At 40.6% G+C, this 23,559-nt stretch carries 16 protein-coding genes; 13 read left to right on the top strand and 3 right to left on the bottom strand.

The annotated features are described in order from the left end of the window. Positions 1-156 precede the first annotated feature (156 nt). The 11 genes from H6G17_RS33395 (at position 157) to H6G17_RS08685 (ending at position 16,517) form a co-directional block, all read left to right on the top strand. Positions 157-360, top strand: a complete 204-nt coding sequence (locus H6G17_RS33395; protein ID WP_277875959.1) for an STAS domain-containing protein — start codon at positions 157-159, stop codon at positions 358-360. Between the two features lie 4 nt (positions 361-364). After that, complete coding sequence (locus H6G17_RS08640) at positions 365-973, top strand: hypothetical protein (protein ID WP_192156173.1); 609 nt, start codon at positions 365-367, stop codon at positions 971-973. A 168-nt stretch (positions 974-1,141) separates the two neighbouring features. Beyond that, on the top strand, positions 1,142-2,515 hold the full coding sequence (locus H6G17_RS08645) for a tetratricopeptide repeat protein (RefSeq protein WP_192156176.1): 1,374 nt from the start codon (positions 1,142-1,144) through the stop codon (positions 2,513-2,515). A gap of 105 nt (positions 2,516-2,620) precedes the next feature. Next, positions 2,621-5,872 carry a glycosyltransferase family 39 protein gene (locus H6G17_RS08650; RefSeq protein WP_192156177.1) on the top strand — a complete coding sequence of 1,084 codons (3,252 nt, stop codon included), beginning with the start codon at positions 2,621-2,623 and terminating at the stop codon, positions 5,870-5,872. Then, a complete protein-coding gene (locus H6G17_RS08655; protein ID WP_192156179.1) occupies positions 5,872-6,840 on the top strand; it encodes a lysylphosphatidylglycerol synthase transmembrane domain-containing protein in 969 nt (322 codons plus the stop codon). The genes H6G17_RS08650 and H6G17_RS08655 overlap by 1 nt, the downstream gene beginning before the upstream one ends. A gap of 9 nt (positions 6,841-6,849) precedes the next feature. After that, a complete protein-coding gene (locus H6G17_RS08660) occupies positions 6,850-7,950 on the top strand; it encodes a hypothetical protein (RefSeq protein ID WP_192156181.1) in 1,101 nt (366 codons plus the stop codon). Positions 7,951-8,289: 339 nt separating this feature from the next. Then, positions 8,290-8,613: a hypothetical protein gene (locus tag H6G17_RS08665; RefSeq protein ID WP_192156183.1), complete on the top strand. Its 324-nt coding sequence runs from the start codon at positions 8,290-8,292 to the stop codon at positions 8,611-8,613. A 396-nt stretch (positions 8,614-9,009) separates the two neighbouring features. Continuing rightward, positions 9,010-9,723, top strand: a complete 714-nt coding sequence (locus H6G17_RS08670) for a glutathione S-transferase family protein (protein WP_192156185.1) — start codon at positions 9,010-9,012, stop codon at positions 9,721-9,723. 52 nt (positions 9,724-9,775) lie between these two features. Beyond that, positions 9,776-12,256, top strand: coding sequence for a filamentous hemagglutinin N-terminal domain-containing protein (locus tag H6G17_RS08675; protein WP_192156187.1), 2,481 nt, complete (start codon positions 9,776-9,778; stop codon positions 12,254-12,256). Between the two features lie 71 nt (positions 12,257-12,327). Beyond that, positions 12,328-14,007: a ShlB/FhaC/HecB family hemolysin secretion/activation protein gene (locus H6G17_RS08680; protein ID WP_192156189.1), complete on the top strand. Its 1,680-nt coding sequence runs from the start codon at positions 12,328-12,330 to the stop codon at positions 14,005-14,007. After that, positions 13,959-16,517 carry a CHAT domain-containing protein gene (locus tag H6G17_RS08685; protein ID WP_192156191.1) on the top strand — a complete coding sequence of 853 codons (2,559 nt, stop codon included), beginning with the start codon at positions 13,959-13,961 and terminating at the stop codon, positions 16,515-16,517. The genes H6G17_RS08680 and H6G17_RS08685 overlap by 49 nt, the downstream gene beginning before the upstream one ends. On the opposite strand, the gene H6G17_RS08690 is transcribed toward H6G17_RS08685, so the two are convergent. The 3 genes from H6G17_RS08690 to H6G17_RS08700 all read right to left on the bottom strand — a co-directional run bounded on the left by H6G17_RS08690 (position 16,478) and on the right by H6G17_RS08700 (position 20,717). After that, on the bottom strand, positions 16,478-17,458 hold the full coding sequence (locus H6G17_RS08690) for a hypothetical protein (RefSeq protein WP_192156193.1): 981 nt from the start codon (positions 17,456-17,458) through the stop codon (positions 16,478-16,480). The genes H6G17_RS08685 and H6G17_RS08690 overlap by 40 nt on opposite strands. Positions 17,459-17,523: 65 nt before the next feature. Then, entirely contained in the window at positions 17,524-19,269 is a 1,746-nt protein-coding gene (locus H6G17_RS08695; protein WP_192156195.1) for an AarF/UbiB family protein, read from the bottom strand. Continuing rightward, positions 19,266-20,717, bottom strand: coding sequence for an ATP-binding protein (locus H6G17_RS08700; protein WP_192156197.1), 1,452 nt, complete (start codon positions 20,715-20,717; stop codon positions 19,266-19,268). Before H6G17_RS08700 ends, H6G17_RS08695 begins: the two co-directional genes overlap by 4 nt. 857 nt (positions 20,718-21,574) lie before the next feature. Here H6G17_RS08700 and H6G17_RS08705 point away from each other — a divergent pair. Both H6G17_RS08705 and H6G17_RS08710 read left to right on the top strand, forming a co-directional pair. Beyond that, positions 21,575-22,585: a DUF3102 domain-containing protein gene (locus H6G17_RS08705; protein WP_192156199.1), complete on the top strand. Its 1,011-nt coding sequence runs from the start codon at positions 21,575-21,577 to the stop codon at positions 22,583-22,585. Positions 22,586-23,074: 489 nt separating this feature from the next. Then, entirely contained in the window at positions 23,075-23,458 is a 384-nt protein-coding gene (locus H6G17_RS08710) for a helix-turn-helix domain-containing protein (RefSeq protein ID WP_192156201.1), read from the top strand. Positions 23,459-23,559: the final 101 nt, after the last annotated feature.

A 23,559-nucleotide genomic window follows, 5' to 3' on the forward strand; every position in this document is an offset into this window, starting at 1 on the left:
AAAAGGATTGTGATAATATCCGAACAAACGACACGACTCAGCAATATTTTTGTTATTCAACCTAACTTCGATTGCTTAAATCGCGATACAGCTTTAATACTCCACCAAAGCTTTGTAAATCTCCTATTATATTCTCCTACTTTGTGCGCGATCGATATGTCGAAGATAGCACTTGTACATAGTTCGGCACTAGCGTATTTAATCACTATGCATAAGAATGCTCGGCAATGGCAACATCGTTTAATATTTTGTCACCTACAACCTTCTGTCAGTCTCGTACTAGAGATCGCACAACTCGACCGAGCATTTGAAATATTTGATAGTTGGAAAGATGCAGTTCAGCCAATAATACAAAAATAAAAAGATGCAAGATAATAAATGTTTATTTTTTACTACTCAAGAGGTTGAAGCAATTTTTCAAGATGCCGCTCATTTATCTGTGAATGAATTTAAAGATGATATATCTTACACGCAGTTAATAGCAATTGCTAAAGAAGTGGGTATCTCTAAAGCAAATGTAGATGAGGCAATAAAAAAATATTACTCCGCAACTAATAATAGTACAACTCTTACTTTAAACAACCAAAAAAGGTTGAATTATGATGAAGATTCTTTGCTTTGGCTACAATTTATTTTTAATATTTTAGTTTTCGCTATTGTCATAATATTTACATGGAATTTAATTCAAGCTTCATTTGAAACAATTCAACACTACATTACTATATCTTTACAACCAGGAATTTCGATTCTTACTTCTAGTACGCCTCAGACTATTATTAATAGAAAATCATTGCTTGTTTATCTTATTGGAAAGCTTTTTATATTTCTTAGTAATTTTTTATACGTTGTAGTTTCTACGGCTATAATATCTTTTATATTGACTTCATTTGTTCATATATTAATTAGTTTAGAACTTAGAAGTAAAAAAATGTTTATAGCTACATCGATCATTTTCTTAATACAGAAAGGTTAGGAAGGCTAGTTGTTATCGGATCGTTACAATTTTCCTCTGTTATTTCGGAGTATTTATCACTTTGCTTACTACATAAAAATTTTTGAGTGTAATTCAAAATTAGTAATTTATAAGTATTAACTTAACAATTTTTTTGTTGAATTCAATTTTTGGAATAAATATAATTAAATGAAATTTTTAAATAGAAAAAAGATTGTTTTTTCAATAGCAGCATTAACATTAGTTTTTGGGACGCTTTACCCTTGGTATTATTTGCCTTCAAAAGCTTTAGAAATCTTTGAACTTAGACTTACAGTAGCACAACTGGGTAGAGTGTTAGCACTAACTCTTGCTCTGCTAGCTTGTGTATTTACTTTTCATCATATTTCTAAACAAATTATCCGTTTATTTTTGTGGATTAGTCTTCTAGCTATCTTACTATTTCCTTACATAATTGTCACTTGGTCGCCAACGGTCAACTATTTAAGTACTGCTTACTATAAACAGTCGTCACGAGTTAGCAAGCATATAGAAAAAAATTTTCCTAACGTCCAAAGTCAGTGGAAACAAAATATTTTGCTCGATCGCTCGACTGCTATTGCTTCAGTTGCCGACTTTTCAATAGGAGATGTACGCTTTTTTCAGAGCGCTTCCTGGGATCGTTTATTAGTCAAAGGCTTTGGTTATAGCAATAATTTTTTTGCTTTTGTCGGGCGCGGTTGGGGATATACTGTTAGCGGTCTCATACTATGTTTGTTAGCAATTTACTTAAGTTTTAGCGATCGAGGCTTAGATCTTTTTATTAAAGATACAACTAAAATTGCTCCTTGGTTCGGTGTAGGGTTAATTATTTTATCTATTTCCCTAATTACACCCAACGTTATTAACTTTCAACTCGACACTTTAGTTGCTCAAGCTAAGTACCGCCAAGTACTAAATATTAGTAACGCTATCGGTTTATGGTATCCACCATTAAAAAGCGACAGTCGGTTTCTCTGTCGTATGGCACGAGCAGCATTTTACGGAAACGTACCTAACTTAGCTTTAGTTTCTTTTGCCAAAGGAGTTGAGGAATATAATTTAAATAATTATTTTGAAGCAGAGCGTTACTTTCAACAGTATTTGAATGACGATTCAACTAGTTTTGTAGCTAAAGGGTACTTAGCTACAACTTATATTAACCAAGGGGTTAGCTATTTTAACACTCAGAAGCCTGAAATAGCTGCAAATTATTTTAAAGAAGCATTACAGATATTTCCCAATCACGTTGAAGCGCTTTACGATCTCTTACTAGCAGAAGTAGCAAGCGCCAAGTTTGAAGATTCTGCTAAATCGGCACAAAAACTTATAGAAACACAGCACTACTCTCAATTACCCAACCTTTCTATAATTGCTCAAGGATACTTACATAAGAGTTGGGCAAAATTTCGCAGTGACGATTCGGTACGAGCTTGGAATTTGTATCGCCAATCCATTGATAAGGAAAGTTGGAATGAACGAGACGATTACATAGTTGAGCTAGAAAGTGAAGAACCAGTCTTGAGTGAAATCTCTGTAGATTAAGATACTATTCGGCAATCTACAAATGGCAAAAAAAGTAATAAATTTATTCACTGTATTTGCTTGGCATATCAGTTCTACGTTTTGTCCTCAAACTAAAAACTTTAAATGGTTGCTACATCAGTTCTTTTGATTAAAAGTTATCCTACACAATTAAATCGCTTGCTTTCTTTATTACTTATCCCTATTTTAGGATTTTTAATCGGATTACTTGCTTTTTCTACCATAGATAAAATACCCTCAGTATTAGAACGTGTTGATTGGTCTACCGAAGCAAGATGGATTGGAGCATCGCAACCGACATATCGATTTTATGCCCGTCACGATTTCGATCTTGCCGCTCCCGCGCAATCAGCTTGGTTGCGAGTCAGCGCGGACAATGATTTTATTCTCTACGTCAACGGGCAGGCGATCGCTAAGGAAAAAGACGTGCTGTACAACGCTTGGGGTTTGAGTAGCCGCCTGAGCGAAAAATTTCAAAAACTAGAAAGTGTTTCCTACCGAACGTATGGCTATGATTGGTTGCACCTTGCCAATGCCAGAGACTGGAAGATAACGACTTACGCGGATCTCGCTCCCTATCTCAAAGTGGGGAAGAATACAATTGCTTTGGAAGTTCAAAAAGGTCGCCCAAATCCTCGCATGGCGATCGAAGGATACGTCCACACCGTACCGAATGCGCCACCGATCGATCTGACGACGGGAGTGGCTCCCTGGCAGATCTCGACTTTGTACGAAACAGATCGAGATATTTTTTGGTTCGATCCAAACTTTACGCCTCTAGACTGGAGCGATGCTGTGACAGTCGGTTCCGTGCGAGAAAAAACCTACAGTAGAGTGTCTTCACATCTATTCGATCGCCCGTTGCAAGGAATGTGGATTGCAGGCGACGAATCTGCTAAAGGGGAGGTGCAACTTCAAGGCGAGTGGGAGATCGAAGGCGGTCGCGGGCGTGCCTACGTGAGATTTGCAGGGAGTAGCGAGTACCTCCTATCGATCGACGGGTTGCTCGTCAGGCGCTTCGCAGATCGCCAATTGCACATGTACGATATTACGAATTTCCTCCACCCGGGTCGGAATATCATCACCGTGCGTTTGGTTCGTCCCCTGTCTGGGTCAGATGAGGGTAGCCCTTTAGAGTTTTTCTTAGATGGCTGGATGGAACTAAAGGGTAATTTAGTAGCAACATTTGCCACTGGCGATCGATGGTATGCTCTACTTCCTTCGGACTTGGGGGTGGAGCAGAGACGGGCGGCGATCGCCATTCGCCCTCCAATCCCGTTAGAACTTCGCCGCAAGTTTGAAGGCAATGCTTATTGGTTGAATTATCCCAACTACCTTTGGCGGGCTGGTCTATGGTGTGTTGGAAGCACGGGACTAGCACTGTTAGGAGCTTGGTTGTTGGGTTCGTGTCAACGGCAGCATTATCGCAACTGGTGGCACAACTTGAGTGTTGGAACGGGGCTGTTGCTACCAGGAATTTTATTTTTAATCGGTATCGGTCTACTCAAACACCGATATGCCGAGTCCGAACGGGGGATAATATTCGCCCAATCTCAAAGTAATTCTTTGATTTGGCTAGGATTTTTAGGTATCGTAGCTGTAACGCTACTGTGGAGCCACAAAAGAAGCGATCGCGAGCGAAATCTCTTGGGAAGACTGCTATCGGCAGGTTTTGGCGCGATCTTCGTTACCGCATTAGTCCCGAGCATTTCATCTTTGCTGTTAATTGTCGCTATAGCTTGCTCTATTTTATTTTTACTGCCACAAGCTCTACCTAAATTACATTGGAACTACCTGGAAAAAGTTCAAGCAGTTTTGCAAAATCAGTGGTTACTAGTAGCCGCGATCGCTTTGTTAGGATTGATTTTACGAGTCTACAACCTCGGCTTTTGGGACTGCGAAGCCGACGAAAATACTTCACTAGATGCAATTAGAGGCATTCTCAAAACGAGAGCGCCGCAGGCAACCTCCGGCATCTGGTACACGCGATCGCCAGCATACCACTATGCAGTCGCCCTCTGGTTGCGGTTGATAGGAGAGTCAGTCGTCCACGCTCGCTTGTTTTCAGCTCTCTGGGGTACGGCAACTTTAGTTTTAGTTTTTATCTTTGCTCGTAAGTTTACTCCTATTTGGATTGCTCTTTTTATTACAGCTCTGTTGGCGATCGATCCTTTCGAGATCTATTTTTCTCGCTTTTTACGTTTTTATCAAATGGTACAATTTACAAGCCTCTTATCCTTTTGGCTATTTTTTAAGGGCTTTGTTTTTCGAGAAGGGAAACTATACCAGCACGGCTTTTTTATCGCTTTAACTCTTACCGTCCTAAGTCAAGAAGTTACAATCACTTTGATGCCTTGTTTTCTTCTCGGTTTTCTCTGCTTCTACCGACCATTTCGATTTGTTGATGACTGGCATCTTATAGTCAGTAGCTTAGTTAGTTCAATCGTCATATCGTTTAACATTATCTTTTTTTCTATAAAATGCTTGACTCCTGTGGTATCAATCTCTAACAGTACGGATTCCTATTTGAGATTACACTTATTTAATATAACTGGACTTGTCAATAACTTTTTTATTAATAATAGTCGCTTGAACGTAATTTACACTTCCTTCTTTTTCTTAGGATTTGCGTATTTTCTCAAACAACGTGATGGCAAACTAGTTTTTTTATTTAGTAGCGTTTTACTAAATTTAGTAGTTTTAACCCTATTAATTTATCAAATTGCTACTCGGTATGCTTATCAAGTTTATCCAATCTTTATTATTTTATCTATTTACAGTGGCACTATTGTGATAGAGAACTTAGGAAGATATTACGAGAAAATATTGAATGGACTGTTACCTCTAAGGAATGTTGCGATCGTCTTGCTTATCTTGCTTTTTATCTCTAATATTGAGCCAGAAAGAGTACTTGCTGCTTATCAGGATTCTATCAATAGACGCAACGATCGAGTATTTCAGTATATACGCGATCGCAGGCAATTGGGAGATGTGGTACTTTCTCCTTCTCCGCCTGGAGCGGCAATATATTTAGGCGGACTGGACTACTTTTTGCCAGGGAAGATTGCCTTTGACGTACCTTATTGGCATGAAGGACGAGTCATCGATCGCTGGGCTGGTGGTGTAATGGTAACTAACTTAGATCGTTTGAGCCAGATTTTGGAGAACGCTAACAGGGTATGGATTCACATGGACGACCATGCAGAAAGAAAGTTCAGCCGTGAGTTCTTGCAGTATTTACAGGTTTTAGGAAAACCTGAATTTGAAACGTTTGGCGCTCGTTTGCGCTTGTGGCGAAAAGAAGATGGAGTGCTGCCTCGCGTTCCAAATGAAGGTGGAGACTTAGGGAGTTATTGATGAAACTTGACAGAATAACTTTTATCAAAGTGGCTATCAGTATTGGGCTAATAATTTTAGTAACGACGCGGATCGATCTACATCAAATTCAATTAGAGATTCAGCATTTATCTATAGCTTTTATTATCTTTGCTCTAATTTACTATACGATCTGTCAATGGTTGAGCTGCTGGCGCTGGCGAATTATTTTGCAGTCTAGCGGACACTCTATATCTACACGTAGCTTGCTTAGCAGTTATTTTGCTGGAATGTTTCTCAATATTTTTCTACCAGGTGCGCTGGGCGGAGATATTTATCGAGTTTATCGAGTGGCAAAATTAACTCAAGATTCTGAGGTAGCACTAGTTTCTGTTTTTTTAGAAAGATTTACCGGACTAGCTGCGTTGTCTGCACTCGCCCTTATTGGCTTACCTCCTGCTTTTAAATCGATCGGGCAGTGGGATATTATTCTTTTATTAGCAACTTGCGCGGGTTCTTTAGTCGGAGCAGTTTTACTAATTACTAGTCCAAAACTATTAATGTGGTTTGAACCCTTGCTAGTTAGATTCAGGCTTGGTAAAGTATTAGCTCGTTTTACTAAAGTTCAACTTCTCCTACGTCAATTCTCTCAACATCGTCAAGCTTTAGTTATTTCAGTAGGTTTATCGTTTCTCCTTCAAGTAGCTATAGTTTATTATCATTATTTTATTGCCTATCAGTTGAAAATTTATATTTCTTATTTAGATTTATTAGTTTTCGTACCAATAGTTGCTGTAATAAGTTTGTTACCAATATCTTTAGGTGGAATTGGAGTAAAAGAAGGGTTATGGATATATCTTCTCAATCACGTTGGAGTTTCAGTAGAGAAAGCTTTACTCCTATCGCTAACAACTACAGTACTAGGATGGCTGTTAAGCTGTTTTGGGGCTGTATTTTTATTTTCAGATTTTTATAATTCGTCTACAGCTACAGCAAAACAACGTAATTAAAATATTGATATGCGTGTAATATATGCTGCTAAAACTATTAAAGTATTGCTTGCCATAAGCTTTGCAATATTACTCTCATGTACGGCGATCGCTAGAACGATTACTCCTGAGATTACTGTAGGAGTAGAGCGTATTGCTAAAGATAAGAAAGCCCAGAAAACAGACTTGCATTACGAATCAACTCCTCTAATAGTCAATATCTTATATCGTCATCCTTCTAGTTTATATAACCCAGTGTCCCCAGATGGTGCTAGTAACGCCAATATTAAATGGGAACAATGTGAAGCCGATCGCTGGTTTATTGAAGAACAGCGATATGGTGAAGAAAGAATCATCGCCGGACTACTCAAAAATGACTCCCAAGCCATACAGTCAGGTTTAAAAATGTTCGATTGGGGATTTGCTCGTCAGTCCCCAGATGGTAGTTTCGCGGGTACGGGCGATCCCTTTCACAGTACTTCTTTCTTCGTCCAAGCAGTTTCCCGTACCCTACTGGTGCTTCAGCAATCTCCTCAAGCCAGCAAGTACGCCGATCGAATAGCGCGATACAAACCATTGGTGCGCCGCGCCGCTCGTTGGATGATTTTACCTTCAGTTTGGAAAAAAGGGATCGAGCGCAACAAGCCTTATACCCACCGTCGCTACCTAGTTGCAGCAGCTTTGGGACTCACTGGAAAACTTACAGGCGATCGCCAGTTAATCGACTACGCCCGCCAGTCAATTAAGGACGGCTTATCACTTCAAAGCCTAGATGGGGGCAATCCAGAAAAAGGAGGCTACGACACGAGTTACCAAATGGTGGGGGTCGTATACGCCCAGAGGTGGGTAGTTTATTTTCCCGACGATCCCCTGACACCAAAAGTAAAGGCGATGATAAATAGAGCTTTAACGTGGGAGCGAGCAAGGATTTTAAGCACTGGGAAGATTAGTAGTCAAGGTAATACTCGCACTGAAGGAGAAGAAAAATCTCGTACTGGTAAAACTAAAGATGTATCTTCAAGAGTCATACTGCGTGGCTTTGCTTATTGGGGGGCAGTGACGGGCGATCCTAGATGGAATGCGATCGCCCGTAAGATTGCTAGCTATTATTACCACTCACACCCTGGCTGACCTGGAGACTATTTGAATTTGTAGCAGAAATAGCTCAATTATGAGTATAATGACAAGGACAAAAGAAAAGGCTATCGGACTGTGCAAAAGCCTTCCATATCCGTGTACGAAATTAATTGTTTTACCAATTTGGGAAGATGATTTATTTATTACATCATACCTGTAATAAATCATTACTTCGCCAAATCTGCGCTGGTTAAATCTTCATTCTCTCAAACGGGACTAAACTACTGATGCGTAGTTTGAAGGTGTGATTGTCGATCTCCACAGTTCGAGGCTTTCGCACATTTTAGAGTTGGCGCTTGTCAAAGGGGTGAATCGCATTGCAAAACTTCCCCTTTGACAAGACAAGGCAATGGTCGCTCTTTGCGGATCGCCTGCGGTAGTGGCGCATACCGTCGAGGTGTGGTTGCGCGATGTGCCAAAGTGCCAACGATGACAATGCACGGCTTGAGCTTGAAATCCCAACATCTGACTGCTTTGTCACCAAAACAAGAGCCACAAGTTCTTGAGATTGGCGATCGCCTGACCAAACTGCGCTCGTGCCAACTCGACCCATTTGAGGGAGAGATCTCATTATTGGAGCGTCCTGTCGTTCTCACGCCTACTGAGTTGGAGTATCTTGTCTACATTGAGAGACGTTACAGCATTGCGCACGATTAGGTCAATGCTCTTAATAGATCGGAGGCGGAATCCGAGCGTGAATTGGCTTAGAATAGATCGTTGCCACGGCTCAATCGTACAGTTAACAGAGCTTTTGGTTACTCGTGCTATAAATGTGCCCTCGGATTAAGTCCACTGCAATCGCAATCGGAATTGGTGCGGCTAGAGTACCCGAATAAACAGTTTAAAGAATTGCTGTACAGTGCCATACTGATGTTGGTGTTGCTATATGCAGGCATTCATATTAATCTGGAAGAGAAGATAGGCTGCGATGTAGCTAAAATCATGCAATTTAGAGCGAGCGCTACACATAAAATAAGCGCGCGCCAAGATTGAGATTGGTAGAGAGGCAATCGCGCTTTACAATCATTTAGAGAAGTTGTACGTATCTTTGTAATGCCACAAACCTCAATTTTACATTTTTACTTCAACCGCAATTGTCCTTACGCTCAGCGAAGCTGGATGACATTACTAGAGTTAGGAATAGACTTTGAGCCAGTTGAGATAGTATTAGGTAAAGACAATAAAACTGAGTGGTACTTATCAATAAATCCTAATGGTACAGTACCAACCATTAAGCATGGAGAAACAATTGTCTACGAATCTTCAGTAGTTAATGAATACTTATGTGAAGTATTTGATAGTCGTGAAGCTACACTCATGCCAGCCGAAAGTGCGGCTCGTGCAAGGGTAAGAGCCCTTATTCTTCGTTGCGATGCAAAGTTTGTTAAACTGACATATAGTTATCTTTCTCATAAAAGACAAGACAATCCGGTAAAAGATGACCAGCTACAAACGCAATTGATTGAAGAACTAAGCTTTTTGGATAAAACTATTGGTGAAGCTCGCGGTACATACTTTCTGGGAGAAAAAGTATCTTTAGTAGACCTAACTTATCTTCCTTTTTTCGAGCGCCAAATAGTAGCATTGTCTGCCTGGAAAAACTTTGAGCTTAAAGATAGAAACTTGCCATATCTAGATCAATGGGTAGACTCTATGTTCGGCAGAGATAGCTTTGTTAAAACTAAGTCTGAGCCGGAACAAATTAAAGAATTGTATTCTTTGTTTTTGGGTAAAGACTACTTCAAAAAAGTTGGAGTAGCCGAATAATAGCTCAAGCTCTTCCTGAGAGGATTGAATCTCATACATACTCATTAGACGAATGAATAAGCTTGAACTTTACCAATTATGCTTCGGAGCTAGTGGCATTTTTTTTAATCTGCTATTTAGTTTACCAGCATTAGCACAAATTGTTCCAGATACTAGTTTGCCCAATAATTCAAAGATTGATTCACAAGAGAATACTAGTACTATTACAGGTGGAACGCAAGCTGGCACAAATCTATTCCATAGTTTTGAAAAATTTTCTGTTCCCACTGGCAGTACCGCTCGGTTCAATAACGTTACTGACATTCAAAATATCCTAACCAGAGTTACGGGTGGCTCGATTTCTAATATTGATGGATTAATTCAAGCTAATGGTACTGCCAACCTGTTCTTGCTCAATCCCAATGGAATTATTTTCGGATCTAATGCTCGGTTGAATCTTGGTGGTTCTTTTATAGGTAGTACTGCCAGCAGTATTAAATTTGCTGATGGAATCGAGTTTAGTGCAGTGCTACCCCAATCGGCACCTTTATTAACAGTAGATGTGCCGATTGGCTTAAATTTTGGTAGTAAATCAACGGGAGCAATTCAAGTTCGAGGCATAGGTAGTCAAGTTACTTCAAATTCAATGGGTAAGCCTCTTTCAAGAGGTGATAGTTTAACCGGACTTCGAGTACAACCGAGAAAAACACTTGCACTAATTGGTGGAGGGATTGACATCGAAGGCGGTACGACAACCGCAGAAGGAGGGCGGGTTGAATTAACTAGTGTTGGGTCTGGTTTTGTTGCTCTTAGTCCTGATGATTCTGGCTGGCTGTTAAACAACCAAGGGGTATCTAATTTTAAAGATATCCGTCTTTCCAATCGTGCTTTAGTTGATGCTAGTGGGATTGGTAATAGTTCTATACAAGTCTCTGGGGCTAATGTGATGCTTGCAGACGGTTCGCTACTTCTGATTCAAAACCAAGGAGAGCAACCATCTGGAAGCATGAAAGTAAATGCGCTGGACTCGCTTGTTCTAGATGGAACTTCATCACATAGAAATATTGCTAGTGGGTTACGCACTGAAACGCTAAGCTCAGCTAATGGTTCGGATATCTCAATTTTTACTAAGAACTTGACACTTCAAGATGGAGGACAAATAGGTACCATTGCTTATAATACTGCTAGAGCAGGCAACGTAGATGTAAAAGCAACAAATTCTGTACAGATATTAGGAATATCGAAAATTAATCCTAATCGCAATAGTGGAATCGCTTCTTTTACTTATAGCTCAGGCAATGCAGGCAATATTCAAGTATTGGCAAATCAGTTGAAAGCTGCCGATGGAGGAATATTATCATCTTCAACACTGGGACGAGGAAATGGAGGAGACATTACTTTAAATACAAACCTTGTAGAGCTATCTGGTAGAAACTCTAGAAGTGTTTCTATAACCTCAAGGGCAGGTACGGCTAGCGGAGTAGCATCTATTGCTTTCAATACTGGCAATGCTGGTAGTGTAACAGTTAACACAGCAAGATTGAAAGTCATAGACGGAGCATCAATTAGTACTTCTTCTATTGCCAGTGGTAATGCAGGAACAATAAATATTAATGCTTCTGATTCTATAAATGTGAGTAGTTTAAGTGCTGATTCGTCTGTTCCTAGCACCATCAGCTCTTCCGTTACTTTTCCAGACGAAATAGTTCAACAAAGACTTAACGTTCCCAAAAGCCTGTCTGGTCAAGCTGGAGATATAATCATTAATACCCAAACATTAAATATTGATCGAGGAGGACTAATCAGCGTTCGGAACGACGGCACGGGTAATGCTGGCATCGTTCGCCTTAACGCCAATTCGATCGATCTAGACAAAGGTAGCATCACATCTGCTACCGCTTCTAAAGAAGGCGGAGACATCTTCTTAAATTCCCGCAACCTTCAACTGCGCGACGGCAGCAGTATTTCTGCCACTGCTGGACTAGCAGGCGGTGGAGGCAACGGCGGTAACATCATCATCGACACCGACACCCTTGCTGCTTTAAATCGCAGCAGTATCACCGCCAACGCCTTTACGGGGAGAGGCGGAAACATCCAGATCAATACTCAGGGATTGTTCCGCTCCACCGATAGTATATTCTCAGCTAGCTCTCAATTCGGTATCAATGGTTTAGTTAAAATTGAAACTACTGAATTTGATTTCATAGAAACAGCGTTACCAGAACAATCGCCGCAAAATCCACAATTAGCTATTGTCTGCCAAGGACAAGCGGACGTGGCTGCTGGCGAACTAGTAGATGCAGGAACTGAAGCCGCACCAACCGATCCCAGCAATTCTTTAAATAGTAGTTCGGGTTGGCACGATACTAACTCTTACCCTCAAGGTTCAAACGAAATAGCGCAGCTAGCCAGTTCTCATCCCACTCCTATAGTCGAAGCTCAAGGGTGGAAGCAAAACCACAATGGAACAGTAAGCTTTACCACTGAAACAGATGATATAGTACCCTATGGCTCTTTATCTTCTCCTGCTTGCATTCGTACTCAAAGTCGTTGAATCAAAGCTTTATTTCAGTGAGATATCCTTTCGACTTAAAAATAATAGTTCTTTCTCTAACACTTTTGTGCTTGTCCAATCAGTCGCTTCGAGCGCAAACTAAAATCTCAAACCGCAATATTCCCACCGCACCTTCTACTCCTTTTCCTCAAGACCTACCAAAACCTCCAAGCAACGAACCACCTATTGATATTTCTCCTTTTTTCCAATCTCCAGAAACAGACAGTATTGGTGCTGGTACGATTAGAGTAGAAAAACTTATTTTCAAGGGAAATACCGTTTTTAGTTCTCGACAGTTGGAAGCCAAGCTCTCTCCCTACTTAGGGCGCAAACTTACTTTCTCCGAGCTACTACAAGCCCGTTCTACAATCACCGAACTGTATACTCAAGCTGGATATATAAACTCTGGAGCATTCATTCCAGTAGCAGACAATCAAGCAGTCCAAACTAATCGAGGAATAGTCACTATTCAGGTTATAGAAGGAAAAATGGAGGCGATCGACGTTCGGGGTAGCACTCGCCTGCGAAAGTACGTACTTTCACGCCTGAAACGTGCAACTTCTCCCGTTCTCAACGTCAATCGATTGGTCGAAGCTTTGAGGCTCTTACAAGCAGATCCGCTTTTAGATGGGATTTCAGCTCAGCTAAATGCGGGATCGCAGATCGATTTGGCAACTTTAGACGTAACAGTTAAAGAAAAGCAGCCATTTCAGGTAGAAACTATCCTTAACAACGAGCGATCGCCAGCCGTTGGTAGCTTTCAGCGCCAAATCCGGCTCGGACACGCTAATTTGCTAGGCTTGGGCGACGAGTTGAGTATAAAATATAGAAATACGGATGGTAGCAACGCGATCGAGGCTAGCTATGCTCTACCGCTAAATTCGCAAAATGGAACTCTACAGTTTTCCTACACGGACGTTTCCAGTAAGATCATCGAGCGCCCCTTCACTCAGCTAGACATTATTTCTGACGCGCAATCTTACGAACTGTCTTTCCGACAGCCTTTGCTGCGCCAAGCCAGTGCAGAGGCGACTAGAGAATTAGCAGTAGGTCTTGCGGTTTCCCAGCAGGAAGCTAAAACCTCGTTGCTAGATACTCCGTTTCCCCTTTCCAACGGGGCGGACGAACGAGGACGGACGCGCATATCGGCTATCAGGCTGTTTCAAGAGTGGTCGAGTCGTAGCAACAGAAACGTTTTCCTTGCCAAATCTCAGTTTAGTGTAGGTATCGACGCTCTCAACGCCACTATCAATGGCTCTCCGCCAGACGGTCGCTTCATTGCTTGGCGAGGACAAGCCTTGTGGTTGCGAAAGCTTACTGAAGATTTAACTTTAGTATTAAAAGGGGACTTACAGCTGGCAGATCGACCTTTAGTTTCATTAGAGCAAATTGGTTTGGGGGGAGCTACGACCGTGCGCGGCTACAGGCAGGATACATTAATTAGCGATAACGGAGTGCTGCTCTCAGCTGAATTGCGTTGGGCAATATGGCAAAACGAAACCGATCGGTTACAAATCGTTCCTTTTTTTGACATTGGTTCGGCTTGGAACCGCGATCGGAGGGATAATCTAGTAAATCCAGATCTAGGAACTTTAGCTTCTGTAGGGCTGGGTTTGCAGTATCAGATAGGCGATCGCCTCGACTTTCGCCTCGACTGGGGTATCCCCCTCGTTGACGTGGAAACCGGATCGGAATCGAATTCATGGCAAGACAATGGCTTGTACTTCTCCGCGCGCTACCGTCCTTTCTAAAATACGCTATTCTCGGCATCGGCATACCAATTGTCATTTATTTATCTAGCGATCGCGCTAGTAGCCAAACTAGCGCTAATGCCCAAGCTCAAGCCCTCACCCAAGCAGGACACGTTCAACTAGAGCGCGGGGAAGCTGCTGCCGCGCTTCAGTCTTGGCAAGCCGCCAGCAAGTTATACCTACAGTCGAAAAATGAAGAAGGGGCGATTGGCAGCTCTATCAATCAAAGCTTAGCCCTTCAAACGTTGGGGCTTTATCCCCGTGCTTGCACAACTCTCGTGGAAGCCTTAGAATTGGAACCTTGGTTGTGTCAGAGTAACACTTCACTTCGGCAGCAGGAAGAAAGACCAATCCAATTCGGACAAAAACAGCCCTCATCTTCTTTAAATATCATCGGCTTACGCAGCATGGGCAACGTTCTTAGAAGTATCGGCAAACTGCGCGAATCGGAGATTGTTTTGCAGCAAGCGTATAAAAGTTCTTTTTCTCGCCAAAAAGAGAACGATGATGTATTGTTAAGCCTAGCAAATACAGAACGCGCCCTTTACATACAAGCACTCAACAAATACCAGCTCATAGAAGAACCTGTAGCTAAAGGACTAGCTTTACAAACAGCAGATTCAAAGCTCAGGCAAGCATTAGCAAACTATCAAAAAATAGCTAACGAGTCCGCCGCCGCAAATCTCGTCTTGCAGGCTAGGTTAAATTACTTGAGTTTACTGCTTGACATCAATCGATACTATGCTCTAAATGCACCCAATATAGATGCTTCAACCTTGCAAAAGCTACAGCAGGAAACTCAGCCGTTCATCCTCCCATCAATCGGACAACTATTAGTAGCTTCATTTGATTCTCTGCCAGTTATCGATTCAATTTATGCGAGATTAAATCTTGCCAACAGCCTGATCGAGGTCGATCGAATAGCAAATTTAAATACAGCACTCTTAAAGGAAAAAATAGACTTGCGACTTCAAGCTGAGACACTCGCTAAAACTGCATTGCAAATAGCGGAAGATATTAATAATATTAGAGCTAAATCTTATGCTTTAAAAGCATTAGGAGAAATAACAGAAATATTAGATAAACCAGAGAAATCGAGAACCCATTTAGTAGCGGCTTTGCGCTCGGCTCAGTCCGTCCAAGCGTGGGATATTACTTACCAAATACAACAACAGTTAGGAATGTTTTACAATCGTGTAGGAGATTTACCCAATGCTATAAAATACTACAAAGCCGCGATCGCTAGTTTAGATCGATTGAGAAGCAATTCAACTTTAAATAGCTTAGACAATCAATTTTTATTTAGAGAAGAAATTGAACCTATTTATAAAACTTATATTAAGCTATTACTATCTTCTCCAAGTCCAGATCTTCAAGAAATAATTCAGATTAATAGTAAAAAACAAACAGTAGAGATAGAAAATTTTCTGCAATGTGCAAAAATAGAGCGCGATCCAGTTGACGAAAATTCTACTCGCTCCTCAACAGCATATATTTATATCATCGATTTAGACGAACGAGTGGAAGCGATCGTCAATACTCCAGATCGAACTTTCCATGCTTATACTATTGATTCAAAGTCTGTGAAGGCTAACGTAGATAATTTAATATTAAATCTTCAACAAAATAAACTACCCTATACAAAACCTTATATAAATGAAAAGAGCGTCACTCTCTATTCTCAAGAGCTATATCAATTATTAATATCTCCTATTGAAAAACATTTATCTAAAGCAAAAACTTTAGTATTTGCTTTAGATAGTTCTTTCCAGAACGTGCCAATGGCGCTGCTTTATGATGGAAAAAAATACTTAATTGAGAAGTACAGTATATCAAATACGCTGGGATTGCAGTTGCAAAAACCGCAAATGATAGCTACAAATAACTTGAAAGCAATCGTAGCAGGTGTCTCAGAAAAGAGTCCGAGTTATCGAGAGATAGATACTATAGAAAATTTCTCTTCGTTACCAGAAGTAGTTAGTGAAATCACTAAGATAAAAGCAAGCGTACAAGTAGTAGAGCTACTCAATCAACAGTTTACTACCGAGCGGTTGCAACAAAAAGTCAGTACTTCAAATTTTCCTATCGTCCACTTAACTACTCACGGGCAGTTCAGCTCAGATCCGGATCGAACGCTATTATTGGCTTGGGATCGAGCGATCGATCTCCAGGAAGTAGGCAAAATAGTACAAAGCCGCTTGCAAAATCAGTCGGACGCTCTAGAATTGCTAGTCCTTAGTGCTTGCCAAACAGCAAAGGGAGATCGGCGCTCGGTTTTAGGGTTAGCTGGAGTATCAGTTCAATCGGGAGCGCGAAGCACTCTAGCTACTTTATGGTTTGTAGATGCAAAATCTACCGCTCGACTGATGGGAGAGTTTTATAGGAATTTAAAACTGGGAAAGCCAAAAGCTGAAGCTCTACAACAAGCACAACTGAGTTTAATTAAAGATCCTAACTATCGTCATCCTTTTTATTGGTCGGGCTTCCTACTTTTAGGAAGTTGGCTGTAAAAAATAGCTGTTTCAATTCCTTTTTTAGCTTTAGATAATTCCTCTCGATCCTTTTTTTTATTGGCTAGTTCGAGAGTAGTTTCATAGCTATAGATCGCTTCTCGTATTAAACCTGCCTCTAGGTAGCGATCGCCCAACATACGTTTTACTGAAGGATTAGAAGTCGTCTTGCTTACCTTCTCTAATGCTTTGATACTCTCGTCGAGTAGGTTTTCCGACATATAAATCGCGTCTAAGTCCAACAGTGCGGCTTCGTCTGAAGGTAAGTTTAAACTTTCAATTTTTCTAACTACATCAAATACCCGTTTAATCGTGTTTTCAGGCAGAACATTCACAACTGAAGAATCAGCTTTGAAGGGAGCTTTACCTTTGTTGGCGATCGCAGTAATCTTATAGGCATTACCAAATATAAGTTGTGGTTTGTCCGTAGGATAAGTCAGTCTCAGGGTAGCTGCATCGATGCTCTTTTCCCAAGCAACGCCCCTACCTTCTACTCTCACTGTATAACTAGTTGCTCCAGCAACAGGATGCCAAGCTAATAGGGGACGAACAGTGGCGATCTCGCTTCCATAGGGGCTAATTACGCTAGGAACTCCACTAGCGGCTATCGGACCTTTGGGTTGCAGGCAGTTGCTACGGTTTTCGATAGAACAAGGCATAGGTGTTGTGGCTGGTAACGCGCATTTCTGCTCTAACTCCGAAGCCACACCTACTTTTAAGTACAAAACTTGCCTAGTAAGATAGCACAGTACTTGCACGGATTTCCCTTTGACTGGTTCGAGCCGATCTCCTTTGCAGAGCAAGCTGCCAGCTTTCCAGTAGCGATCGCCATCGTTCATAATTCTACCAATAGGACTGCAATTGATTTGGGCGAGGCTGTTTCTCTCTCGCACTGAAGGGGAAGTACCCCAAGCTACTCCGTTTGTGAAAATGAGTAGCAAAGTTATTTCAACAAGTCTTATTTTCACTTATGTAGATACTGCAATTAAAATCGACAATGCATTAGTTATCTATATTTTCTCAGTAAAGACTTATTTTGCCAAATCCTATCGAGAAATTTCTGTCGCCACACTTGTACCTCCGGCAATCTCGAATTCAGCAAAAGACAGGCTTCCCAATTTGCACGGGGATCTCGGGCAGTTGCTTCTGCCAACCGTGCTAGCAGACAGTAAGCATCTGCTCTTTGCGAGTTGAGTTCTAGCGATCTTTGCAAGTATTGCTCAGCCACCGCGTACTGTTTCCGTTCGAGTTCAGCCCAGCCAATATTTTTATACAAAGTAGCTTGAATTTCGTTACCGTTACTATCGTTTAGTCCCGTTCGGACTAAATCTATAGCTTCGTCATAGTGTTTTTGAAGAATTTTTAATCTTGATAAATTATTGATAGCTTGTTTGGCGCGACCGTTACTATTTGTAATAGCAAGGCGATACTGCTTTTCTGCTGAAGCATATTCTCCTAGCTCGTCGTAATAACTTCCTAGCCCAAAACGCCCTTCCCAATTATCGGGAGCGAGTTCAAAACTTTTTTGATAATTGTCTAGCACGCAACTTTTATCTTGCAACTGTTGGCAAACTAGTGCTAGATTGTTACGAGCATCTACATCTTTTGAGTTGAACTTTATTGCTAACTGGTAGAAACTTTTTGCAGCAACAGGATGATTTTGATGGCGATAAGCTTGATTGAAGTAATAATTAGAAATTGCCCAACTAACTACTTGATGTAAAGGCAAAAATCCTATTCCAATTAAACTAGCAATAATAGGTATCAATACTTTCGATCGTTTCAGTCGCGCTATTTTCGATTCAAATGGTATTTTCCCGATCCTTTGTAAGACAATCCTAGCATTTTGCGGACGATTGCCTGGAAGATGAGCCATTAAATCGTCAATCAAGTTTGCCAGAGGTCGGTCAATTTGCGGTGCTTTATTTCTCCAGATTAATTGACCCGTTTTAGAATTTTGAGGTAGATCGAGTACGGAGATACCTGTTAGTAAATGAACGAAAGTCCTTCCAAGCGCAAAAAAATCTGACTGCGGTACGGCTTTTCCGTTTATCTGCTCTATAGGCGTGTAGCCAGCGGTACGAATAACCGTTACATCGTAAAACTTACTAGCTCCCATAATATGATTTACATCTCTACTTATTTTTGCTAAATAAGTATTAGTTGTATCGCGTACCGCACCGAAGTCGATTAAAACTAGCTTATTTTCGGGAGTAAGAATGATATTTGATGGTTTGATGTCTCGATGAAAAAAACCTTGTCCGTGTAGCTGTTCTAAAATTTTTACTATTTGATCGAGCCAATTGATAGCTTGAGTTTGAGAAATTTTACCATTCAACTCTATCCAGTCAGCTAAATTAAGCCCTGGAATTTTTTCCATGACGAGGCAACGCAGTAACGGAGAGTTTCCATTTGGTTGAAAGTCAAAAAACTCATCTATATCAACTCTAGGAATACCAGGATTGTCAATTAGTTGTAACACGCTAGCCTCTCGCTCTAATAACTCAACTAGCTTGGAGTTGCTAGAGTTCAGTACCTTCATAACTTTATGAGTTCCTGGCGGGTCTAACCAAGTTCCTTTCTCGTCTACAACTTCAAATATTTCTACGCGATCGCTATCGTCTAGCGATCGCAATGGTTCTAATAAACGAAATTGTCCGTTAATAAGTAATTGAGTGCCGCAAGAATGACACAATTGAGCTTCATCTAAATTCAACCGCTGACGACACCAAGGATTAATACAATATTTCACACGACAAATTCGCTCCGGTCGAAATTTGTATACCGATCGGATATTGGTTCTAATTGATTTAACGATTGCAGCTTATCTTGTTTCAGTAAGTACGTTTTAAATAGGGGTGGTAGCGCAAATAACAGTTCTTTTGTTTTTTTATCTTTACTAATTATAATTAACGAACAGTTATCTAAGTTTTCCACAGCTGTCATTAAGTCTGAAAGTGAAACATCGTTTTTGGACTTGGCTTTCAAATCAGCGAATAACCGATCGAAGCCGACTGAGATATTATCGTCTACCACTTTTTCTGTTAAATACACGATAATTTGCTTTTCTAAAGCAGATAATCGTTCGGGACGATACTGCTGCCTTAAAACCTCCTTATAAATTTCAGAAATTAATTCTGATTTGTAACTGAGAAATTTTGCAACGCTGCCATCAAAAAACTTAATAATTTTTTCTGAAACTAGCTTAACAACACTAGGGTTTCCCAAATAAGGTTCGAGCATTTGTTCCCACTTACATTCGTCAGCTAGTTTCGCAGCTCGAAGCATTCCTTTTGCTGCCTCTAAATCTAATCCATCAAGTTTCAACGAATGGCACGGTCTTCCCGAACGCTGTAACTTTACTATGTTTTTTAAAGGCTGTCTACTTGTTAGAATAATACAACTAGAATGTTCTTCTTCTATAAGTCTTCTAAAAAAATTACTGTACTCTACAGCAATTTCTTCTCGATTACTCGAAGTTTTAAGGCAATCCTCCAACCATCCATCTATTTCGTCCAAGACTATGAGGTAGCGATTTTCTCTTAAAACTTTTATTAAGCTCGAAGTTTTTGCTTGTATGTCTTGCTCCTTTGTATTACTAGAAAGTTTTGCGTAATTTGAACTAAGTAGCTCGTCTAATAAATCGTCTAATTGCGGACCGTACTGTACTGCTTTCCAAAACACGTAATTAAATCGGCATAGCTGAGTACCATTGATAAAATTCTCGATTAATTTAACTACTAAGGCACTTTTGCCAATACCCGCTTCTCCATAAATGACTATGCATCGGTTTTTACTCGTTAATTCTGCTAATTCTGTCAGTTCTCGACTACGACCTTGAAAACAATTTATGCAAGGGGGTTGTCTGACTATCTCGATAGGTGAACTTGATATACCTCGCTCTAACGTTTCTGGTTGCCGATCTGTAAGTATTTCTAACTTTTTTTCTAAAAGCGATCTGAAATTCCACTTGGTAACCTTTATCCCATCCGTTATAACAATGGTTAATAAATCCCATACTTGACGAGCTACCACCGCTCTTATATATACAGAACTATGTGCTAGTGTCTTTGCCATCTGCTCGTAACTTTGACCGTCCCAAGCAGCAGCTAAAAAATCTTTTTCTTTTTTTGCTAAGCTTCTACCTAGTTTAGCTTTGACTTGTCGGTCGATCAACTCTATAGCTGTGTCAAAATCCATATTTTTCTATACTGGCTATTTCTTTACATAAGACTGCACGAGTGATCGTCAATAGCAAGTTGTGCTATCTATTTAAGTAATCATTTTTGCTGCCGAACGCTTTGCTTACTTTAGTTTAATTAATATTTTTGTTATATACAAGATAGTAAATGTTATATACATGTTTTTTAATACTGCGTATAGTTTTTAGCTGGACGTGTCTTCACGAGACGTATCCCTGAGCCGATGCCTTTCGATCAGCTCTCTATTTTCCGGCTTATCGAGCCATTCGCCGATTGCTTCTTCAAGTACGTCACCCATAGACAAGTCTTTATCCATTCGTAGAGCGATTACAGCTCTCATCACTCGCCTTAGCTCTGCGGGTATGTAACCTCTAATTTCCTCTTTGTCAGCCATAGCTCAAAATATAATTCGAGCTTAATCATCCCATAGCTCATTCGACTTTCTTCGTTTATGCGCATTTACGTAAACGCATTTACGCAAATGTGCGGATACGCGCTAAACTATTTAATTAGAAAATAGGAGAGCTAAAGCCGCTTGCAGAGTGCAAGCGATCTTCACTTCCGATCTATAAGAACAACTCGATTAAGCCTTACTGGTGAATACTAGAACGATGAAGGAGGCGAGTGCTACAGATTGCATATCAATGCAGATAGTCGATCGAAAAAAGCTTGAGGACAATTGCACTGGCTATCGTCACGTTTGTCTCTCATTATACCATGCTTTCTGTATTGACTTATGCAGTATGTTACTGTTTAATCTTGAAAGAAACTTTGTAGATCACAATCACTTGAATGTAATCTACAAAAAATTTATTAACGCGAATTGTTTACTTCTTTATGAATTTGGGGAGTACTATGATTGCCCGCGAAGTATCTTGTGAATGTTTAAGCTCCGAATTCTCGAATCGTTTGTATGCTTGTCACAAATTTGACTATGCAGCCTTGGACAGCAGAACTCGCTTGCTAGCCCAAGAACACGCCCGCGAAATAAAATCTCTGTTGCGTCAAAGTGCCGACAATATGTTTCAAATCGGGCAGAGCTTGATAGACGTTAAACAATCGCTCCCTCATGGCTGTTTTTGTAAATGGATCGATTCGGAATTTAATTGGAGCGAGTCATCGGCTAGAAAATTCATGCAGGTAGCCCGACAGTTCAAAACAGTAAAAATTACCGATTTAAATATTACCACCAGTGCTATCCTTGCTCTAGCTCGTAATTCCGTCCCCGATCGAGCGCGTGACGAGGCAATCGCCCGCGCTCGTCAAGGTGAAGTTATTGAAAGCAAGATAGCTAAGGAAATTATCAACCGACACAAGCAATTCATGTCAAGTACGGAGCGAATGACTGTAGATATAGATAACAACAGTCAGACAGTAGATGTCGATGCCGAAGTTGTAAGAGAGCCTGAATTGGAATCTATCGAACTATTAGCAAATCTTCAGTTGAATGACTCGGCTTCCACAGACAACAGTAGCGAGCAGATAATATCGGGATTTTTAAATGAAGATCCTAGTTCTGCTCAATCGCTTAGAAATTTGTGCGGCAATTTAGCTACCGAGAGCGAGACGAGAAAAACGCTTGACATAGAGATAGTGGAACCGTTCACTGTGTTTGGTTTAGCCGATGACAGCACTTCAGGCAATCCTCTTGCTGCCAGTATAGAAAGTATGCCCTACGAGCAAATTGTAGAGATTCTAGCAGCGATCGCGCAATGTACGAAACTAACAACTTTTAATTCAGCTAACTCAGCGGACAAAGACATCTTAATGTCGATCGTCAAGTACTCTCAACTCTTAGTCAAGTACTCTCAACTCTTAGCTAAAAATGCAAAGCACTTGTTAGAGCAAGTACATTTTCAGGACTGACTTCAGCTGTCTCTAAACTAACAATCTGTTGTCTTAGTCTAAGATAGCAAAATATCTACTGCCCAATCGAATTTACTTAAACTTTCCAACTACAGTACAACAACTTTGTAAGAAAGTTGCGCTATTTTTTGCTACTCGATAGTAAGCAATAGGTAAATACTTCTGCACTACTGAGCTTAAAATTAAATTAATATTTCTTCATCTGCTGGCAACCTTTTACTATTGACTATACTTTTGAATAATATAAGCTTTATATATACGAAAAGGTATATAGCTTCTCACTGCCTTCATAAACTACGACTCCAACCTTACACTTGAGTTGGTAGTAACCTCAGCTAACTAAATCAATCGTTAGCCTTGTAGTTTGAAAAAAAGGCAAAACCGATCTGTAAAAAAGTACAGTACCGCACTCACTTCCTTCTTCGGCTATTTAATTTGCGTCTGCAAATCACACCGCGATCGCTTAACTGATATTCGCGTAACATCATCATGACATGGACAATGGATAAAAGCAATACTAGCACGGGTTCTAAATATAATTTGCTAACCTGGCAGCAGCAACAAGCAGTTGACTTACTATTACTTGGAGTTACTCAAGAAGTAATAGCAGCAGAACTCGGCATCAATCGAGAAACCTTAGATGGCTGGTGCAAGAATGAGTTTAGCTTTGCTGAAGCCTTAGCATCGCGCCGACAAGAGCTGCGGATTGAAGCAGCAGGCTTGGAAAACATAATGGGTCGATCGATAGATCGCGTAGAGCGAGAACTTAATGACAACGGTAGCTTTGAGAAAGAAGATGTGAAGGTAGCCTTCGATATCATCAAATTGTTGTCTCCTCATAAATACCTGCGTATATCAGAGCAATCTGCATAGCATTGCAAGTAGTGCGAGTGCGAAAAGCCCTTCAGAAGTAATGCAAGTTACAACCTTATCCGAACTGAAACTTGAATCCGAATAACTGCAAATGGGAAGTA

The sequence above is a fragment of the Chroococcidiopsis sp. [FACHB-1243] genome (assembly GCF_014696895.1).
Taxonomy (GTDB): Bacteria; Cyanobacteriota; Cyanobacteriia; order Cyanobacteriales; family Chroococcidiopsidaceae; genus Chroococcidiopsis.

Excerpts from the sequence above, each read along its gene's own strand:
- H6G17_RS08710 (WP_192156201.1), top strand. The coding sequence starts at position 23,075 with ATGACATGGACAATGGATAAAAGCAATACTAGCACGGGTTCTAAATAT.
- H6G17_RS08645 (WP_192156176.1), top strand. The coding sequence starts at position 1,142 with ATGAAATTTTTAAATAGAAAAAAGATTGTTTTTTCAATAGCAGCATTA.
- H6G17_RS08675 (WP_192156187.1), top strand. The coding sequence starts at position 9,776 with ATGAATAAGCTTGAACTTTACCAATTATGCTTCGGAGCTAGTGGCATT.
- H6G17_RS33395 (WP_277875959.1), top strand. The coding sequence starts at position 157 with ATGTCGAAGATAGCACTTGTACATAGTTCGGCACTAGCGTATTTAATC.
- H6G17_RS08685 (WP_192156191.1), top strand. The coding sequence starts at position 13,959 with ATGGCAAGACAATGGCTTGTACTTCTCCGCGCGCTACCGTCCTTTCTA.
- H6G17_RS08700 (WP_192156197.1), bottom strand. The coding sequence starts at position 20,717 with ATGGATTTTGACACAGCTATAGAGTTGATCGACCGACAAGTCAAAGCT.
- H6G17_RS08660 (WP_192156181.1), top strand. The coding sequence starts at position 6,850 with ATGCGTGTAATATATGCTGCTAAAACTATTAAAGTATTGCTTGCCATA.
- H6G17_RS08655 (WP_192156179.1), top strand. The coding sequence starts at position 5,872 with ATGAAACTTGACAGAATAACTTTTATCAAAGTGGCTATCAGTATTGGG.
- H6G17_RS08640 (WP_192156173.1), top strand. The coding sequence starts at position 365 with ATGCAAGATAATAAATGTTTATTTTTTACTACTCAAGAGGTTGAAGCA.
- H6G17_RS08650 (WP_192156177.1), top strand. The coding sequence starts at position 2,621 with ATGGTTGCTACATCAGTTCTTTTGATTAAAAGTTATCCTACACAATTA.
- H6G17_RS08705 (WP_192156199.1), top strand. The coding sequence starts at position 21,575 with ATGATTGCCCGCGAAGTATCTTGTGAATGTTTAAGCTCCGAATTCTCG.
- H6G17_RS08670 (WP_192156185.1), top strand. The coding sequence starts at position 9,010 with ATGCCACAAACCTCAATTTTACATTTTTACTTCAACCGCAATTGTCCT.